Source organism: Streptomyces sp. NPDC008137 (genome assembly GCF_042957035.1).
Lineage (GTDB): Bacteria > Actinomycetota > Actinomycetes > Streptomycetales > Streptomycetaceae > Streptomyces.
Window position 1 is genome coordinate 43,672 of sequence record NZ_JBIBHN010000029.1, and the last position, 15,656, is coordinate 59,327.

10 protein-coding genes are annotated in these 15,656 nt (G+C 71.4%); 3 read left to right on the top strand and 7 right to left on the bottom strand.

Annotated features, from left to right (window positions below):
- Window positions 1-5: 5 nt before the first annotated feature.
- Together ACFZBT_RS32690 and ACFZBT_RS32695 are read right to left on the bottom strand one after the other, a co-directional pair.
- Window positions 6-989, bottom strand: a complete 984-nt coding sequence (locus ACFZBT_RS32690) for a hypothetical protein (protein ID WP_391111333.1) — start codon at window positions 987-989, stop codon at window positions 6-8.
- Complete coding sequence (locus ACFZBT_RS32695; protein ID WP_391111336.1) at window positions 986-4,444, bottom strand: DNA polymerase III subunit alpha; 3,459 nt, start codon at window positions 4,442-4,444, stop codon at window positions 986-988. Before ACFZBT_RS32695 ends, ACFZBT_RS32690 begins: the two co-directional genes overlap by 4 nt.
- 154 nt (window positions 4,445-4,598) lie before the next feature.
- Here ACFZBT_RS32695 and ACFZBT_RS32700 point away from each other — a divergent pair, with 154 nt between their 5' ends.
- Entirely contained in the window at window positions 4,599-5,603 is a 1,005-nt protein-coding gene (locus ACFZBT_RS32700) for a DUF3533 domain-containing protein (RefSeq protein ID WP_391111339.1), read from the top strand.
- 245 nt (window positions 5,604-5,848) lie between these two features.
- On the opposite strand, the gene ACFZBT_RS32705 is transcribed toward ACFZBT_RS32700, so the two are convergent.
- The 3 genes from ACFZBT_RS32705 to ACFZBT_RS32715 form a co-directional block, all read right to left on the bottom strand.
- Window positions 5,849-6,931: an alpha-lytic protease prodomain-containing protein gene (locus ACFZBT_RS32705; RefSeq protein ID WP_391111342.1), complete on the bottom strand. Its 1,083-nt coding sequence runs from the start codon at window positions 6,929-6,931 to the stop codon at window positions 5,849-5,851.
- A 447-nt stretch (window positions 6,932-7,378) separates the two neighbouring features.
- Entirely contained in the window at window positions 7,379-8,284 is a 906-nt protein-coding gene (locus ACFZBT_RS32710) for a trypsin-like serine protease (protein WP_391111344.1), read from the bottom strand.
- Window positions 8,285-8,606: 322 nt separating this feature from the next.
- Window positions 8,607-9,812: a DUF5685 family protein gene (locus ACFZBT_RS32715; protein WP_391111461.1), complete on the bottom strand. Its 1,206-nt coding sequence runs from the start codon at window positions 9,810-9,812 to the stop codon at window positions 8,607-8,609.
- Between the two features lie 288 nt (window positions 9,813-10,100).
- Here ACFZBT_RS32715 and ACFZBT_RS32720 point away from each other — a divergent pair, with 288 nt between their 5' ends.
- Window positions 10,101-10,538 carry a cell division protein SepF gene (locus tag ACFZBT_RS32720; RefSeq protein WP_184597617.1) on the top strand — a complete coding sequence of 146 codons (438 nt, stop codon included), beginning with the start codon at window positions 10,101-10,103 and terminating at the stop codon, window positions 10,536-10,538.
- Window positions 10,539-10,589: 51 nt separating this feature from the next.
- Here the strand turns inward: ACFZBT_RS32720 and ACFZBT_RS32725 are convergent, their stop codons facing one another.
- Window positions 10,590-11,780, bottom strand: a complete 1,191-nt coding sequence (locus ACFZBT_RS32725) for an acyl-CoA dehydrogenase family protein (protein WP_391111347.1) — start codon at window positions 11,778-11,780, stop codon at window positions 10,590-10,592.
- A gap of 666 nt (window positions 11,781-12,446) precedes the next feature.
- The gene (locus ACFZBT_RS32730; RefSeq protein WP_391111350.1) at window positions 12,447-14,057 is read right to left on the bottom strand and encodes an MFS transporter; all 1,611 of its coding nucleotides are present in this window, start codon (window positions 14,055-14,057) and stop codon (window positions 12,447-12,449) included.
- Window positions 14,058-14,334: 277 nt separating this feature from the next.
- On the opposite strand from ACFZBT_RS32730, the gene ACFZBT_RS32735 reads away from it, so the two are divergent.
- A complete protein-coding gene (locus ACFZBT_RS32735) occupies window positions 14,335-15,546 on the top strand; it encodes a glycosyltransferase family 39 protein (protein ID WP_391111353.1) in 1,212 nt (403 codons plus the stop codon).
- The last annotated feature ends 110 nt before the right edge of the window (window positions 15,547-15,656 follow it).

Below are 15,656 nucleotides of genomic sequence, written 5' to 3' on the forward strand. Positions count from 1 at the left end.
GGGATTCACGCCGCCCGTCCCCCTAGCCCCCCGGGCATCACCGCCCGCGGCCCGAACTTCGCTCGCGCGCGGTCCGCGACCTCCTCGATACGGCGGACCCGCTCGTCCACGGGGTCGAAGGTCAGCTGGTAGGAGGCCTGGTCGGCGGGGTCGAGCCCCTCGGCGCGCAGGACGATCGCGCGCACCCGGGCGCGTTGCAGCCCGAGCGCCTCGTACATGCCGTACGCCGTCCTGGTCAGCGCCGGTGAGTGCGCGGTCGGTTCGGTCAGTGTGCGGCTGCGGGTGGTGGCCGACCGGTCGGCGTAGCGCACGGTGAGGGTGAGTGTGCGGCAGACCTTGTCCAGGGCGCGCAGCCGGGCCCCGATCTCCTCGGCGGCCGACAGCAGCGCCCGGCGGTGCCGGTCCGGGTCCAGTTCGTCACGCTCGAAGGGGCGTTCCGTCGCGAGGGACCGGGAGACGGCGTCCGGGACGACCCGGCCGCGGTCGACGCCGTTCGCCTTCTCGCGCAGCTCACGGCCGGCCTTCGCACCGACCAGCCGCTGGAGCGTGGACAGCGGGGCGGCGGCGACCAGGCCGAGGGTGTCGAGGCCGTAGTCGCCCAGCGTACGGGCGGTTTTGGTACCGATGCCGGGCAGCGCGGCGACGGGCTTCTCCGCGAGGAACTCCGCGATGGCGTCCCGTCCCTCGGGCACCGCGGACGTCACCCCGGGCACGGCGTCGCCCAGCGCGACCCGGGCCAGCATCGGCCCGGGCCCGGCGCCGATCACGCAGTCGACGCCGTACAGCGCGAGCGAGCGCACCCGGATCACCGAGGCCAGGGCGACGGCGTCCCGCCCGAAGTACCGCTCGGCGCCCCGCAGGTCGGCCAGCGCCCCGTCCGGCGGCAGGGCCTGGACGACGGGCGTGAACTCCTCGAGCATCCCGAGCAGTCGGGGCAGCTCGGCCTCGCGCGCCGGAGGCAGCTGGAAACGTACGCAGAGGATGGTCATCCCGCACTCCCCGGACTCTGGTGCCACAACTTCCGTCCCACCGCGGGTCCTTCGCCCGCGGGACGCAGATCGGCCCAGGGGTGCATCTCGTACCCCGTGGGCATGCGGATCTTCCGCTGGTCCGTCGGCTCCTGGTCGGCGGAGCCGGCCGGTTCGGGCGCTCCCGCACCGTTGTCACCGAAGACGCCGGCGCCGGCCAGCCTGGCGGCGACCCCCTCCAGCCCCTCCTCCCGGCGCACCTCCAGCAGTTCCGCGAGGTTCCAGGCGGCGGCGCCCACCACGCTGAGGCTGCGCGGGCCGCGCCGCTGCACCACCCCGCGCACCAGCAGCAGCCAGGAGTGGAAGACGGTGTGGGCGCAGGCGTCGTGGGAGTCGTCGAAGAAGGCGAGGTCGACCAGGCCCGTGCCGTCGTCCAGGGTGGAGAAGATGACCCGCTTGCCGGACCGGATCGGCGGCGTCTGGGTGGCCGCCTTGGCACCCGCGACCAGCACGGTCTCCCCGTGCCGCGCCTCCCGCAGCCGCCGCGCCGAAACGACGCCCAACTCGTCGAGGAAGGCACGGTGGTCGTCCATCAGATGACGCGAGGCGTCCATGGACAGCACGCCCAGCTCGGCACTGAGCCGCTCCGCCGAGGTGAGGTCGGGCAGCCCGGCCGGGGCGGTCTTCCGCCCCCCGGCCAAGGGCAGCTGCCCACCGCCCGCACCCCGCGCCCCCCGGTGCAGCTCGGTCAGATGCAGTTGCAGATCACGGCGGTTGGCGCCGAACGCGTCGAGCGCCCCCACCTGCGCGAGCCGCTGGGCCAGCGGACGGCTGGGCCGGCCGCGCTCCCAGAAGTCGACCAGCGAGGCGTACGGCTGCCCGTCGGCGATCCGCGCCGCCTCGGCCTCGCTGACGCCGTGCACATCGGAGAGAGCCAGCCGCAGCCCCCAACTACCGGACACCAGTTCGATACGGTGTGCGACTCCCGACGCGTTCACGTCCAACGGCAGCACCGGCACCCCCCGCCGCCGCGCGTCCGCCAGCAGCAGCCGCTTCGGATACATCCCGGGATCGTGCGTCAGCAGCCCGGCGTAAAAGGCAGCCGGATGATGCGTTTTCAGCCACGCCGACTGGTAGGTCGGCACGGCGAAGGCGACCGCGTGCGCCTTGCAGAAGCCGTAGCTGCCGAAGGCCTCGACGATCTCCCAGGTCCGCTGAATCGTTTCCGCGTCATAGCCCCTGGCCGCCGCGTGCTGCGCGAACCACACCTTGATCCGCCCCTGCGACTCCGGATCCGACAGCCCCCGCCGCACCCGGTCGGCCTCACCCCGCCCGCACCTGGTCATGATGTCGACGATGTCGATGATCTGCTCATGGAAGACGACGACCCCGTACGTCTCCTTCAGCGGCCCTTCCAGGTCCGGATGCGGATAACGGATCGGCGCCCGCCCGTGCCGCGCCTCGATGAACGGCCGCACCATGTCGGCGGCGACCGGCCCGGGCCGGAACAGCGAGATGTCGACGACGAGATCGTGGAACGTGGCCGGCTGGAGCCGCCCGACCAGGTCCCGCTGCCCCGGCGACTCGATCTGGAAGCACCCGAGCGTCTCGGCGGACCGAATCAGCTGGTATGTCTCCGAGTCCCCAGGCGGCAGGGCATCCAGATCAACCCTCGCCCCCGACACCCGCTCCACTTCCGCCACCGCGTGCGCCATCGCCGACTGCATCCGCACACCCAGCACGTCCAGCTTCAGCAGCCCGAGGTCCTCGACGTCGTCCTTGTCGAACTGCGACATCGGAAAACCCTCGCCGCTGGTCGGCATGACCGGCGTACGCGCGAGCAGCGAGGCGTCCGACAGCAGCACCCCGCACGGGTGCATGGCCACCCCGCGCGGCAGGGCGTCCAGCCCCTCGACCAGCTCCCACAACCTCCCGTACTTCTCCTTCTCCCCGGCCAGCGCGCGCAGCTCGGGCAGCTCCTCCAGTGCCGCACGGGCGTCCCGCGCCCGGATATGGGGGAAGGACTTGGCGACCCGGTCGATCTCGGCCGGGTCCATCGACAGCGCGGCCCCCACATCCCGGATGGCGTGCCGCACGCGATACGTCTCCGGCATCGCGACCGTCGCGACCCGCTCGGTGCCGAACCGGCCGATGATGGCGCGGTAGACCTCCAGCCGGCGCGCGGACTCCACGTCGATGTCGATGTCGGGCAGCACGACCCGCTCCTTCGACAGGAACCGCTCCATCAGCAGCCGGTGCTCGATCGGATCGGCGTGCGCGATCCCGAGCAGATGGTTGACGAGCGACCCCGCCCCGGACCCCCGGGCGGCCACCCGGATCCCCATCCCCCGCACATCGTCGACCACCTGGGCGACGGTCAGAAAATAGGAAGCGAAGCCATGGTGGGCGATGATGTCCAGCTCATGGTGCATCCGCTCCCAGTACTCCCGCCGCCGGTCGTACCCGCGCAGCACCATCCCCGCCACCGCCCGCGAGGCCAGCGTCCGCTGTGCGGTACGACGCCCGGCGCCGACCAGCTGCGGCTCGGGAAAGTGAACGGTGCCGATGCCGAGATCGTCCTCGGGATCGACCAGGCATTCGGCTGCCGTCGCCTCGGTCTGCTCCACCAGCCGATGCGCGGTGTCCCGCCGGAACCCCGCGGCCTCCACGACCCTCTCCGCCACCCTGAACATGGCTCCCGCCCCCTTGAGCCAGGCCTCGCCGGAGTCCAGCTCCTTGGCCGGGTCGATGGGCACCAGCCGCCGGGCGGCGTCCAGCACATCGGCGACCGGCCCCAGCCCCGAGTCGGCGTACCGTACGGCGTTGCCGAGCACGGGCCGGATCCGCTGCTCGGCGGCGAACCCGACGGTACGGGCGGCCAGCCGCAGGGACCCCGGACCCGTGCCTTTTCGGCCATGCCAGACGGCCTCCAGCCGCAGGTCGTCGCCGTAGACCTCCCGCCAGGGCCCGAGCAGCCGCGCCGCACGATCGGGCCGCCCCGCGGCCAGGGCACGCCCGACATCCGACTCGGGCCCGAGCAGCACGGTCAGCCCCTCGGCCCGGTGCCGCTCCCAGGGCAGCAGCGGAGTGGGCCCCTCCCCGGCGTGCGCCGCCGAGACGAGCCGGCACAGCTCGGCCCACCCCCGGGCACCGTCCCGGGCAAGAAAGATCACGCGGGGAGCCGACTCGTCGACGAAGGCCCCGCCCCGCACCGGAGTCCGCCGCCGCCCCCGCCGGTCCCCGCTCTCCGGAGCCCGGGCGCCCGCCACCGCCAGATCCGCCCCGAACACCGGACGGACCCCCTCCTTCGCGCAGGCCTTCGCGAAGCGGACGGCACCGGCGAGCGTGTCGCGATCGGTGAGAGCCAGGGCGTCCATGCCCCGCTCGGAGGCACGCTCGGCCAGCCGCTCCGGATGCGAGGCTCCATATCGCAACGAGAATCCGGAGACGGTGTGCAGATGCGTGAACCCCGGCACACGCACCTCCCGCACTCGTGAGCCACACCAGCTCTCGAACATCTGTTCCCAGCTACCTCACCCCCACCATAGACCAATTTTCGAATGTGTGTACGACATCCGTTCGGCCCCGCCCCACCTGCGGAAACACCCGGCCGCCCCCGACCGTGGAGGCATGCCGCACAGCTCGTTCCTCAGCGAGGTGAAAGACGCCGTCACCCCCCGGGCCACCCTGCTCATCCTCGGCGTGATCGCTCTCCAGCTGCTGTTCATCGCCTCGTACGTGGGGGCACTGCACGACCCGAGACTCAAGGACGTGCCCTTCGGGGTGGTCGCCCCACAGGCCGCCTCCGCACAAGCGGTGACCCGACTGGAACGACTGCCCGGCTCCCCGCTGGACCCCCGCGCACTGCCCGACGCGGCCACGGCCCGGAACCAGATCACGAACCGGGACATCGACGCCGCCCTGATCATCAACCCGGCGGGCTCCGACACCCTCCTCCTGGCCTCCGGCGGCGGCAGGGTCCTCGCCAGCACCCTGACGACCCTCGTCACCACCCTGGAGAAGTCGGAGAACCGCAGACTCCGCACGGTCGACGTCATCCCGTCCGCCGCCCACGACCCCAACGGACTCTCGTCCTTCTACCTGGTGGTCGGCTGGTGCGTGGGCGGCTACCTGGGCGCGGCGGCCCTCGCGATCAGCGCGGGAGCCAAACCCTCCAACCCCACCCGCGCCGCGATCCGCCTGGCGGTCATGGCCCTGGTCGCGATCATCGGCGGCCTCGGCGGAGCCCTCATCACCGGCCCGGTCCTGGACGCCCTGCCCGGCAGCACAGCGGCCCTCTGGGGCCTGGGCACCCTGATCATCTTCGCGGTGGGCGCGGCCACCCTCGCCCTCCAGGGCATCTTCGGCACGATCGGCATCGGCCTGGTGATCCTGCTGGTGGTGATCCTCGGCAACCCGAGCGCCGGCGGCGCCCTCCCCCCACCCCTGCTCCCGCCCTTCTGGAAGGCGATCGGCCCCGCGCTCCCCCCAGGAGCCGGCACCTGGGCCACCCGCTCGATCGCCTACTTCGAGAACAACGCCATGACCACATCACTCCTGGTACTGACGGCCTGGGCGGTGGCGGGAGCGGCCCTCACCCTGGCGATGGCCGCGACCCGCCGCACAACGCCGTAGCCGACACACGCACCGGCCCGCACCCGCCGGACGACGCAAGGGGCCGTGTCGGGGGGTGTCCGCCCGCAGCGGTTGTCGCGTCAACGAACAGTCAGTCGGCACGCAACCCCATCGCGACGTTCCGAGGACGGACACCCCCCGACACGGCCCCGACCCCCCACCGGCCGACGCCAGGCGCAACGACGGCCGACACACGCAAAAGCCCCGCCCCTCACACAAGGGGCGGGACTTCACAAACCCGCGATTCAGCCGATCTCGGTACCGGTCGCCGACAGCGCCTCGGTCACCGGCTGGAAGAACGTCTCCCCACCGGAGGTGCAGTCACCGCTGCCTCCGGACGTGAGCCCGACCGCCTTGTCGCCCGAGAAGAGCGAGCCGCCGCTGTCACCGGGCTCGGCGCAGACGTCGGTCTGGATCAGCCCGTTGACGATGTCACCGTTGCCGTAGTTCACGGTGGCGTCCAGCCCCGTGACCTTCCCCTCGTGCACCTGCGTCGTCGACCCGCTCCGCGTGACGGCCATACCCACGGTCGCCTCGGCGGCACCCGAGATCTTCTGGGTGGAGCCGTTGTAGAGGTTCACCTCACTCGGGTGAGCCACCTCAGCCGTGTACTTGACCAGCCCGTAGTCGTTGTCCGGGAAGCTGGAGTCCGCGTTGGTGCCGATCTCCTTGCCGCTGGAGTCCGACCAGGTGGAGATGCCCTCGGTGCAGTGCCCGGCGGTCAGGAAGAACGGCTCGCCGCCCTTGACCACGTTGAAGCCGAGCGAGCAGCGGCCGCTGCCACCGGTGATCGCGTCGCCACCGGCGATGAAGGGCTTGTACTCCCCCTTCGACCTCTTCAGCTCGGCCTTCGTCCCGAGCCCGTCGACGACCTTCGTCAGCGTCGCCCACTCGGCCTTGGAGACCGTACGGTCGGCGGTCACGACGACCTTGTTCGTGGTCGGGTCGGTCACCCAGGCGGTGCCGGGGATCGTCGCGTCCGCCTTCAGTGTGCTGCGGGCGCTCTTCAGCTCGGCGAGGGAGTTCGCCACGACTCTCGCCTTGGCGCCGGCCTTCTCGACGGCCTTGGCCGCGGCCTCGTCGAGCACGTTCACCACGAGGTTCTTGCTCTTCGTGTCGTAGTACGTACCCGCCGAGTCGGCGCCCAGGTCCTTGGCCAGCGTCGAGGCGAGCTTTCCGGCCGCGGAGACCGACAGCGGCTGAGGCTCGGAGGCCTTCGCAGGCTCGCTGGCATTCGCAGACTGGAAGGTCACTCCGGCGGCGACGAGTGCGGCGACACCCGCACCTGCCAGGGCTGCACGCCGCTTGGGTATGCGTCGGTGCTTCAACTCACGTCCTCCTGTGGGGGGTCGGCCCGGGAGGTTGTGGGGACCTCGCGAGCCGGAAGGCCTTGTTGACGAGCGCCCACTATTCCGAGGACAACGGGGAGCACACAAGGTCGAGTTCAGGACGCGCGTAGATGACGAACCCCACGCCCCCACATTTTGACCGCGCACGGTCAAATCGGACCCAACTCGCACGCGCTTCACGCGCGTTCACACTGCAAACATTACGCGTGAGTAATGTGTGTGCACTCTGCGAGGTCTGGCCATGGCTGAAAATCACCCAACCAAGTGACCCCAATCGGCATCCGAGGGGCGGACATTGATGCACTTTTCCTTGCATTCCCCCTGAACCATGACAAGCACCTACGAACTCCCCACTCCACAAAGGAAAGCCCCCGCACGCCGTACGTGCGGGGGCTCGAGAAGCTGCCTGCTGCTGCCCGGCAGGGCCTAGTACACGCTGACCCCGTAGGCGCTCAGGGCCTCCGTGACGGGCTGGAAGAACGTCGTACCGCCGGAGGAGCAGTTGCCGCTGCCGCCGGAGGTCAGACCGTACGCGGTGCCGTTGCTGCCGTAGAGAGAGCCGCCGGAGTCACCGGGCTCGGCGCAGACGGTGGTCTGGATCAGGCCGGAGACGATGTCGCCGCCGCCGTAGTTGACGGTGGCGTTGAGGGCGGTGACCCGGCCGCTGTGCGTACCGGTCGTGGAGCCGTCACGGATGACGGTGGTGCCCACGCTCGGGGTGGCCGCGCGCGTGATGTCCACGCCGTTCGCGGTGCCGGGCCTGGACACGGACCCGCTGTAGCGCACCAGACCGTAGTCGTTGCCCGGGAAGCTGGAGCCGGCGGTCGAGCCGATGACCGTGGTGCGGCCGGAGTTGGAGTACCAGGTCCCCGCGCCGTCGGTGCAGTGGCCGGCGGTCAGGAAGAACTGCTGACCGCTGCTGTTCTGGACGTTGAAGCCGAGGGAGCAGCGCCAGCTACTCGCATAGATGGCGTCGCCGCCCTGGATGAGCTTGTTGAACTCGCCGGGGGTGCGCTTGATCGTGAGCGCGTCGGCGTTGGCGCCGGCCTGCTGCTTGATCTTCGCGATCTCGGCCTGGGTGACCGTACTGTCGACGGTGACGAGCACACGGTCGGTCTTGCTGTCGACGGCCCAGGCGGTGCCCGGGATGTCGGCCTTCAGTATCGAGCCGCTCGCGCTCTTGAGCTCGGCGGCGCTGAAGGTGGTGGGGGTGTCGGACGCGTTCGCGCTGGGGATCGCGATCGCTGCGGCGGCGACGAGGCCGGTGGAAACGGCGATCAGCCGGGTCCGTCTCGAGATGCCGCTGCGGGGGGTGGTGCGCTTGATCCTCACTTTTCGTTCCTCCACAGGGGAAGTAGGGGGCCCTCGTGGGGTCTCGGGCCCGTGAGGCGCAGCCTGGGACCGCGCGTCCGGTTCCCGAACACGCCGTGCCCCTGACAAGCGCTGTGGGGGAGTATTCGGCCGAACGGCCGGTAGGCGCAAGGGTGCCTTTCGGCCGTCAACCTTTGAACGATCTTCGCGCTGTGCGCTCCCGCCGCACCTCATGTGCCTGCCCGACGTGTCTCAAGCCGGCGCCCGCTCCCCGGCGGCGTCGGCGAACACGGCCCGCAGCGAGCCGTCGTCCGGTCACGTCCACGGCCGTCCCGCCGGTGCCTCAGCAGTTGCAGCCGCAGTCGCAGCCGTCGCAGCCGCAGTTGTCACAGCAGTTGCCGCAACAGTCGCAGCAGCTGCAGCAGTCCCCGCATCCGCTGCAGTCGCAGTTGCCGCACTGTCCTTCCTTGCGCTCGCCCGTCCACGGGTCCTGGTACGTGCCGCAGCACATCTGACACGTACAGGCGAGCCCGAGCCACACCGCGCACCCGGCGAGCGGGCCGCGCCGGTTGCCGCGCGGCGGCTCCGGCGGCAACGGGACGCCGGGACCGCCCGGGGCGCCGGTGCCGGGCGGCGCATGAGGACCGGCCGCCTCGGGGCCGGCGGTGTGAGCGCAGGTGGCCGTACCGAAGGCACGGTCGACGGAGGTGCGCAGCTCGTGCACGAGGAGCCGGTGGACCAGCCGCCCGTCGGTGAACTCCGCCTCCCGCAGCGCCAGCCGGACGCCGTGCACCGCGTCGTCGGCGAGCCGCCGGGCCTCCACGAGGGAGGTGCCGGTCGCGGTGATCGGGTTCCAGGCGCCTGACGCGGCGTCAGCGTGCCGGTCCTGCACGGCGTCCAGGAGGTGGGCGAGGCGCCCGAAGAGGCGTCCGGCCTCGGCGAGCGGCCCGGCGTTGTACGGCCGGCCGGCGAGGACGGCGGTGTGCGCGAAGGCGGCGGCGGTCGCGGTCTCGGTCGGTTCGGTCACCGTCAGGATCGGTGTCCCGGGCCCGGCGAGCGCCTCTATACCGCCCTGCCGGTCCACGGCATCGACCAGGACGGCCGTGTCGAACCCGACGGCGGAACCGGTGCGCGCCCCGGCGCGGTCCCAGCCCTTCGCGACCCGGCGCGCGGCGCGCGCCACCGGCGCCCGCGCCAGCAGCCCGTCGCCGTCGGCGACATGGTCGCGCACCTTCGCGGAGGCGAGCACCAGCGACACGGCCGCCGCGAGCCGCGCCCCCTCACCGTGCGCGACGGACGCGGTGCGCATCCCGCGCAGCGGACACGGCCCCGCCGTACGCCGTCCCACCCCACCCGACGCTCCGGTCACAGGGCGTGTCTGAGCCTCCGTCAATACAGAGACGAGAAGCCCGTCATAGTTCGTCACGATGCGCGCGAGCTGACCGTGGTCTCCGCGCAATGCGAGACACAGCCCACACAAATGCGCCATCCACTGAGCGGTGAGACTCTCACCGAGCCGATGCCTACAGGGCCTGACCATTCCGAACACGACGTCCCCCGCGCTCCGTACGTTGTTTCGGTGCCGCATGGTATCGGCCAACCTGTTCACCCGTACGCACTCCCCATCACCCAAACGCCGTGAAGAATCATATTTCACTCACAGTCAGCAGTCGTTTACGACAAGGCCCTTGGGAAACACGGACTCTCGACGGAATCGCTGTGCACCAGTACCGTCACAAACCCCCCGTGCGGCGTCTATCCACTTGGCGCGCCATCCGCATCATGGACGACCATAGGGATGCGGAATGCAGAAAGACCGCTGTGAGAGGAGGCGTCCATGGGATCGGTACGCAAGGCAAGTGCCTGGCTTGGCCTCGTCGACGACAACGAAGACGAGCGTTACTACGACGACGACTACTCCGACGGGACCGAGTCCGGGGAGGCCTGGGTCACCGATCCGCGTGTCAAGGTGGCCTCGGACGTCGCCGAGGAGAGAGGCCGTCGCATCGGCACGGTGACCCCGGACAGCTTCCGGGACGCCCGCGCGATCGGCGAGCTGTTCCGCGAGGGCGTGCCGGTCATCATGAACCTCACGGCCATGGACGCCGCCGACGCCAAGCGCGTGGTCGACTTCGCGGCCGGGCTGATCTTCGGCCTGCGGGGTTCGATCGAGCGGGTGTCGACGCGTGTGTTCCTCCTGACCCCGGCCAACACGGAGATCGTGAACGGCGACCCGGCCGGGCACCGCACGGACGGTTTCTTCAACCAGAGCTGAGGCAGGGCCGCTCACCGGCCCTGCCCCCGCGCGGGGTTCACCGGACGGCGTCTACCGGAAGGCGTCGAGTCCGGTGAGCGCCTTGCCCAGCACGAGCTGGTGCATCTCGACGGTGCCCTCGTAGGTGAGCACCGACTCGAGGTTCGTCGCGTGCCGCATCACGGGGTATTCGAGCGAGATCCCGTTGGCGCCGAGAATGGTCCGGGCCGTGCGGCAGATCTCGATCGCTTCCCGGACGTTGTTGAGCTTGCCGAAGCTGACCTGCTCGGGACGCAGGCGGCCGGCGTCCATCCGCCGCCCCAGATGGTGGGCGAGCAGAATCCCCTTGTGCAGTTCGACCGCCATGTCGGCGAGTTTGGCCTGGGTGAGCTGGAAGCCGCCGATGGGCCGCCCGAACTGCTCCCTCGACTTCGCGTAGTCGACCGCGGCCTCGAAGGAACTGCGGGCCGCGCCCATGGCGCCCCAGACGATTCCGTACCGGGCGTGGGACAGACAGCTGAGCGGTCCGCGCAGACCGGTGACCTCCGGAAGTACGGCGTCCGCGGGCAGTCGTACGTCGTCGAGGACGAGTTCGCTGGTGACGGAGGCGCGCAGGGACCACTTGTGCTTGATCTCCGGCGCGGAGAACCCGCTGCTGCCGGTGGGCACCACGAACCCCCGGACCCCGTCGTCCGTCTGCGCCCACACGACGGCCACTCCGGCCACGGACCCGTTGGTGATCCACATCTTGCGACCGTTGAGCACCCAGTCGGAGCCGTCGCGTTTGGCGTACGTCCGCATGGAGGCGGGGTCGGAGCCGTGGTCGGGCTCGGTGAGCCCGAAGCACCCGATGATCTCGCCGGAGGCCATGCGGGGCAGCCACTCCCGCTTCTGTGCCTCACTCCCGAACCGGTGGATGGCGTACATGGCGAGGGAGCCCTGCACGGAGACGAGGGAACGAATGCCTGAGTCGGCGGCCTCCAGCTCCAGGCAGGCGAGCCCGTACTGCACGGCGGAGGCGCCGGCGCACCCGTACCCGCTCAGCGACATGCCGAGCGCGCCGAGCCCTCCGAGCTCCCTCGCCAGCTCCCGGATCTCCGGCAGCTCCCCCTTCTCGTACCAGTCGGCCACGTACGGCAGCACCCGGTCCGCGGCCCAGGCCCTGACGGTGTCCCTGATCCCGAGGTCCTCCGGATCCAGCAGATCGTCGAGACCGAGCGGGTCGCCTGGGTCGAAGGGAGGAATCCTGGACGACTCGGACATGCTGACACCCTCCGAAACTCTTTAACTAGCACCGCTAGCCAAGACGCTACGACGCCTGCCCACCCACGCACCACCCGTAGCTCCCGACTGACGAGTGAAGGCCCCCCGTGGGGGCGGAACACCATCGCCGCCCGCGGGCCCGATCCCCCACATCCATTCCCCCGGGCACAGCCCGGGGGAACCGCCGCTGAACCACCCCACCACCGAACCGCCAAACCACGGCACCCCGCACCACCGAGCCACCGCACCACCGCACCACCGGGCCACCGGGCCACCGGGCCACCGAACCGCCAGGCCGCCGGGCCACCGGGCCACCGGGCCACCGGGCCACCGGGCCACCGCACCCCCGAGCCGCGGGGCCACCGCACCACCGGGCCACCAGGCCACCGCACCCCCGGGCCGCCGGGCCACCGGGCCACCGGGCCGCCAGACCGCCAGACCGCGGGGCCACCGAGCCGCGGGGCCACCGCACCCCCCAGCCGCGGGGCCACCGCACCACCGGGCCACCGCACCACCAAGCCCCCGACCACCCCAACGGCAGCCGGCTCCGGCCCAAGCCCGACACTCCCGCCCCAGACCCCCGCAAGCCGCCCGCGGCGCCCCGCCCCCACGGGCGACCCGGGCCCCTCGATCGGGAGTTACGGGCGGTGCGTGGGTGGGCAAGATTCACACCGAGACGCGCGACTCCGCGGCATCCCTCGGCGCGGGTACCTCCACCGCACCCGCCGCCTCCTCCTCACACTGCATGGTCCGCGGCAACCGCAACGCCATCGCCGCCCCGAGCAGCAGCAACCCCGCGCTCACCAGCAATGTCACATGCAGCCCGTGCACGAACGCGTCCCGGGCGGCATGCCGCAGCGCGGCCCCGGCCGACCCGCCCAGCTGCGCGGCGACCTCGTAGGCCTCCCCCAGCGAATGCCCCGCCGAGGAGGACGCAGACTCCGGCACTCCCGACACACTCGACAGTCCAGGCGCGTACGCCGCGTTCATCACGCTGCCGAGCAGCGCGATCCCGATCCCCGCCCCGAGCTGGTACGACGTCTCCCCGATCGCCGCCGCCCCGCCGGCCTGCTCCTGCGGCGCCTCGCTCAGCATCGACTCGTACGCCCCGAACAGCGTCGTCTCCAGCCCGAAGCCCAGCAGCACGAACGCGGCCAGCATCAGCGCGCACTGGTCCGTACGCCCCAGCGCCGTCAGCAGCAGCACCGCGAACGCCGTGACACAGAACCCGACGCTCACCATCCGCCGCGGCCCGAACCGCCGCAGCATCCGCGCCCCGGCCAGCCCAGCCGCCATCGCGGCGAACGTCAGCGGCAGCAGCCGCAGCCCCGTCTCCAGCGGCGACAGCCCGAGCACCAGCTGGAGGTACTGCGCCGCGATCAACTCGAGACCGACCAGCGCGAGCATCGCCAGCACGATGCAGCCGACGGACGTACTGAACGCCGGCCGCGCGAACATCTTGAGGTCGACCAGCGGATACGTCCGCCGCCGCTGCCGCCGTACGAAGCCCAGCAGCAGCACCGCACCCAGGACCAGCGGCAGCACGGTGAACATGCTCCACACCGGCTCCCCGCCCCCGAGCCGCTTGACGCCCAGCACCATGCCGAACAGCCCGGCCGCCGCCATCAGGGCGCCGATGACGTCCCAGGGGCCGTTGCCGTCGCCCTTCGACTCGGGCAGCAGCAGCCGCCCCACCGGAAGACTGACCAGCATCAACGGAATGTTGACGAGGAAGACCGAACCCCACCAGAAGTGCTCCAGCAGGAAGCCGCCGAGCAGCGGCCCGACCGCCGCGCCCACCGCGGCCACGGCGCTCCAGATGCCGATCGCGAGCGCCCGCTCGCGCCGGTCCGGGAAGACCTGGCGCAGGATCGACAGGGTCGCGGGCATGATCATCGCGCCGCCCACGCCGAGCAGCGCCCGCGCCACGATCAGTACCTGGGCGTTGTCCGCCAGGGCGGCCATACCGGAGGCCACGCCGAACAGCGCGTACCCGAGGAGCAGGACCCTTCGGCGTCCGACGCGGTCGCCCAGCGTGCCGAAGAGGATCAGCAGCGAGGCGCAGACGAGCGGGTAGACGTCGACGATCCAGAGCAGCTCGATCCCGCCGGGCCTCAGGTCCTCGGTGACGGCGGGGACCGCCACGTGCAGCACGGTGGCGTCGACGGCGACCAGCAGCAGGCTGACGCAGAGGACGACGAGAACCACCCAGCGGTTGGCACCGGCCCCGGCCGCCCGACGGCGCAGCGCAGCAGCGGCCGTGGTCGTCCCGGACATGTACGTACCTCCCAGATGTTCCCTCGCGATCGGCGGGCTCACGGGGTGGGGGACGCCCCCGCGACTCGGCCGGAGAGGAGCGGTGGTGGTCTCCGGCCCGCGCAAACGAAAAGCGAGTGACACGTCAGCGTACGCGAGTCCCCGCCGGAGCCTAGTGGCGGACCTCTCACAGTTCCGGCGGAACGATGTGGCGTACGCCACTCCCCCGCCGCTCCCCTCTGCGTCGACCACGCCCCAGCCGGCCGCCCGGTTCCGCCCCGGGTCGATAATCGGGCGCGTGACCGATCTCGAGACGCGCGTGGCCCCGTCCCGCGCCGGGGCGCTGCGCCGGGCGGCCCCGGCGCTGCTGGGGTACGCGGCCGTGCGCGCCCTGGGCCTCGTCGCCCTGGCCGTGTGGAGCGCGGCCCGCGACAAGAACGCGTACACGCTGCTGACCGCTCGCTGGGACTCGCTCTGGTACACCAGGGTCGCCGAGCTCGGCTACGGCTACGAGGTGCGCCTGGCGAACGGGGACGTGCACTCCAATCTCGCGTTCTTCCCGCTGCTGCCCTGGCTGGAGCGGCTGGTGACGGCGGTGTCCCCGCTGTCGTACGCGGACGGGGGTTTCCTGGTCAGCCTGTTCGCCTCCCTCGCCGCGGCCTGGGGGATCTTCGCGGTGGCCGACCATGTGTACGGCCGCCGGGCCGGGGTGTGCGCGGTGCTGCTGTGGGCCGTCCTCCCGGTCGGGATCGTGCAGTCGATGGCGTACAGCGAGTCCCTGTTCACGGCGCTCGCCGCGTGGGCGCTGTACGCGGTCCTGACCGGCCGCTGGCCGATGGCGGGCGCGCTGGCCCTGCTGGCGGGGCTGACCCGCCCGGTGGGGATGGCGGTGGTGGCGGCGGTGTGGGTGGCGGCTATCGCCTCTTTCGTGCGGGACCGACGCGGGCGCGAGCCGGACGGCGCACGGATCACGCCAAGCACCCCCGCATCCGCCCCTCTCCCCTCGTCCGCCGACGCCTCTCGTGTCCTCGGCATGCTGCTGGCTCCCCTCGGCACCGCCGGCTACGTGTTGTGGGTCGGCCACCACACCGGCAAGGGGCCGCTCGGTTATCTCGACGTGCAGGCGGGGTGGCGCAACGGCTTCGACGGCGGTTACGCCTTCGCCCGGTTCGTCGGCGACAAGTTCACGTCGTTTCCCTCGGCCCTGGCCGGCGTCGGGCTGATCGTCGGGGTCGCGTCAGTCGTCTGGCTGTATGTGATCGGGGTACGTCAGCGCCAGCCGCTCCCGCTGCTGGTCTACACGGGGGTCGTCACCGCGCTCGCGCTGTGCGCGTCGAGCTACTTCGGCTCGAAACCGCGCCTGCTGGTGCCCGCCTTCCCGCTGCTGCTGCCCCTCGCTCTGGCCATGTCCAGAGCGCGTATCCGCAGCTCAGCGGCGGTGTTGGGGTCCGTGGCCATGACCTCGGCGGTGTACGGGGCGTTCTGGCTGAACGGCTCCGGTCCGCCCTGACCCGCTGTGAGCGCCGGGGGAATTCCGCACCATGCCACGGTGAACGAATTCAAAAGCGCAATAAAACCCCCATCCGAAATGATCAAAGGAATTGAAGGCCGCAGCGGCCG

Coding starts and splice junctions, on each gene's coding strand:
- ACFZBT_RS32690 (WP_391111333.1), bottom strand. CDS start 989: ATGACCATCCTCTGCGTACGTTTCCAGCTGCCTCCGGCGCGCGAGGCC.
- ACFZBT_RS32700 (WP_391111339.1), top strand. CDS start 4,599: ATGCCGCACAGCTCGTTCCTCAGCGAGGTGAAAGACGCCGTCACCCCC.
- ACFZBT_RS32720 (WP_184597617.1), top strand. CDS start 10,101: ATGGGATCGGTACGCAAGGCAAGTGCCTGGCTTGGCCTCGTCGACGAC.
- ACFZBT_RS32725 (WP_391111347.1), bottom strand. CDS start 11,780: ATGTCCGAGTCGTCCAGGATTCCTCCCTTCGACCCAGGCGACCCGCTC.
- ACFZBT_RS32730 (WP_391111350.1), bottom strand. CDS start 14,057: ATGTCCGGGACGACCACGGCCGCTGCTGCGCTGCGCCGTCGGGCGGCC.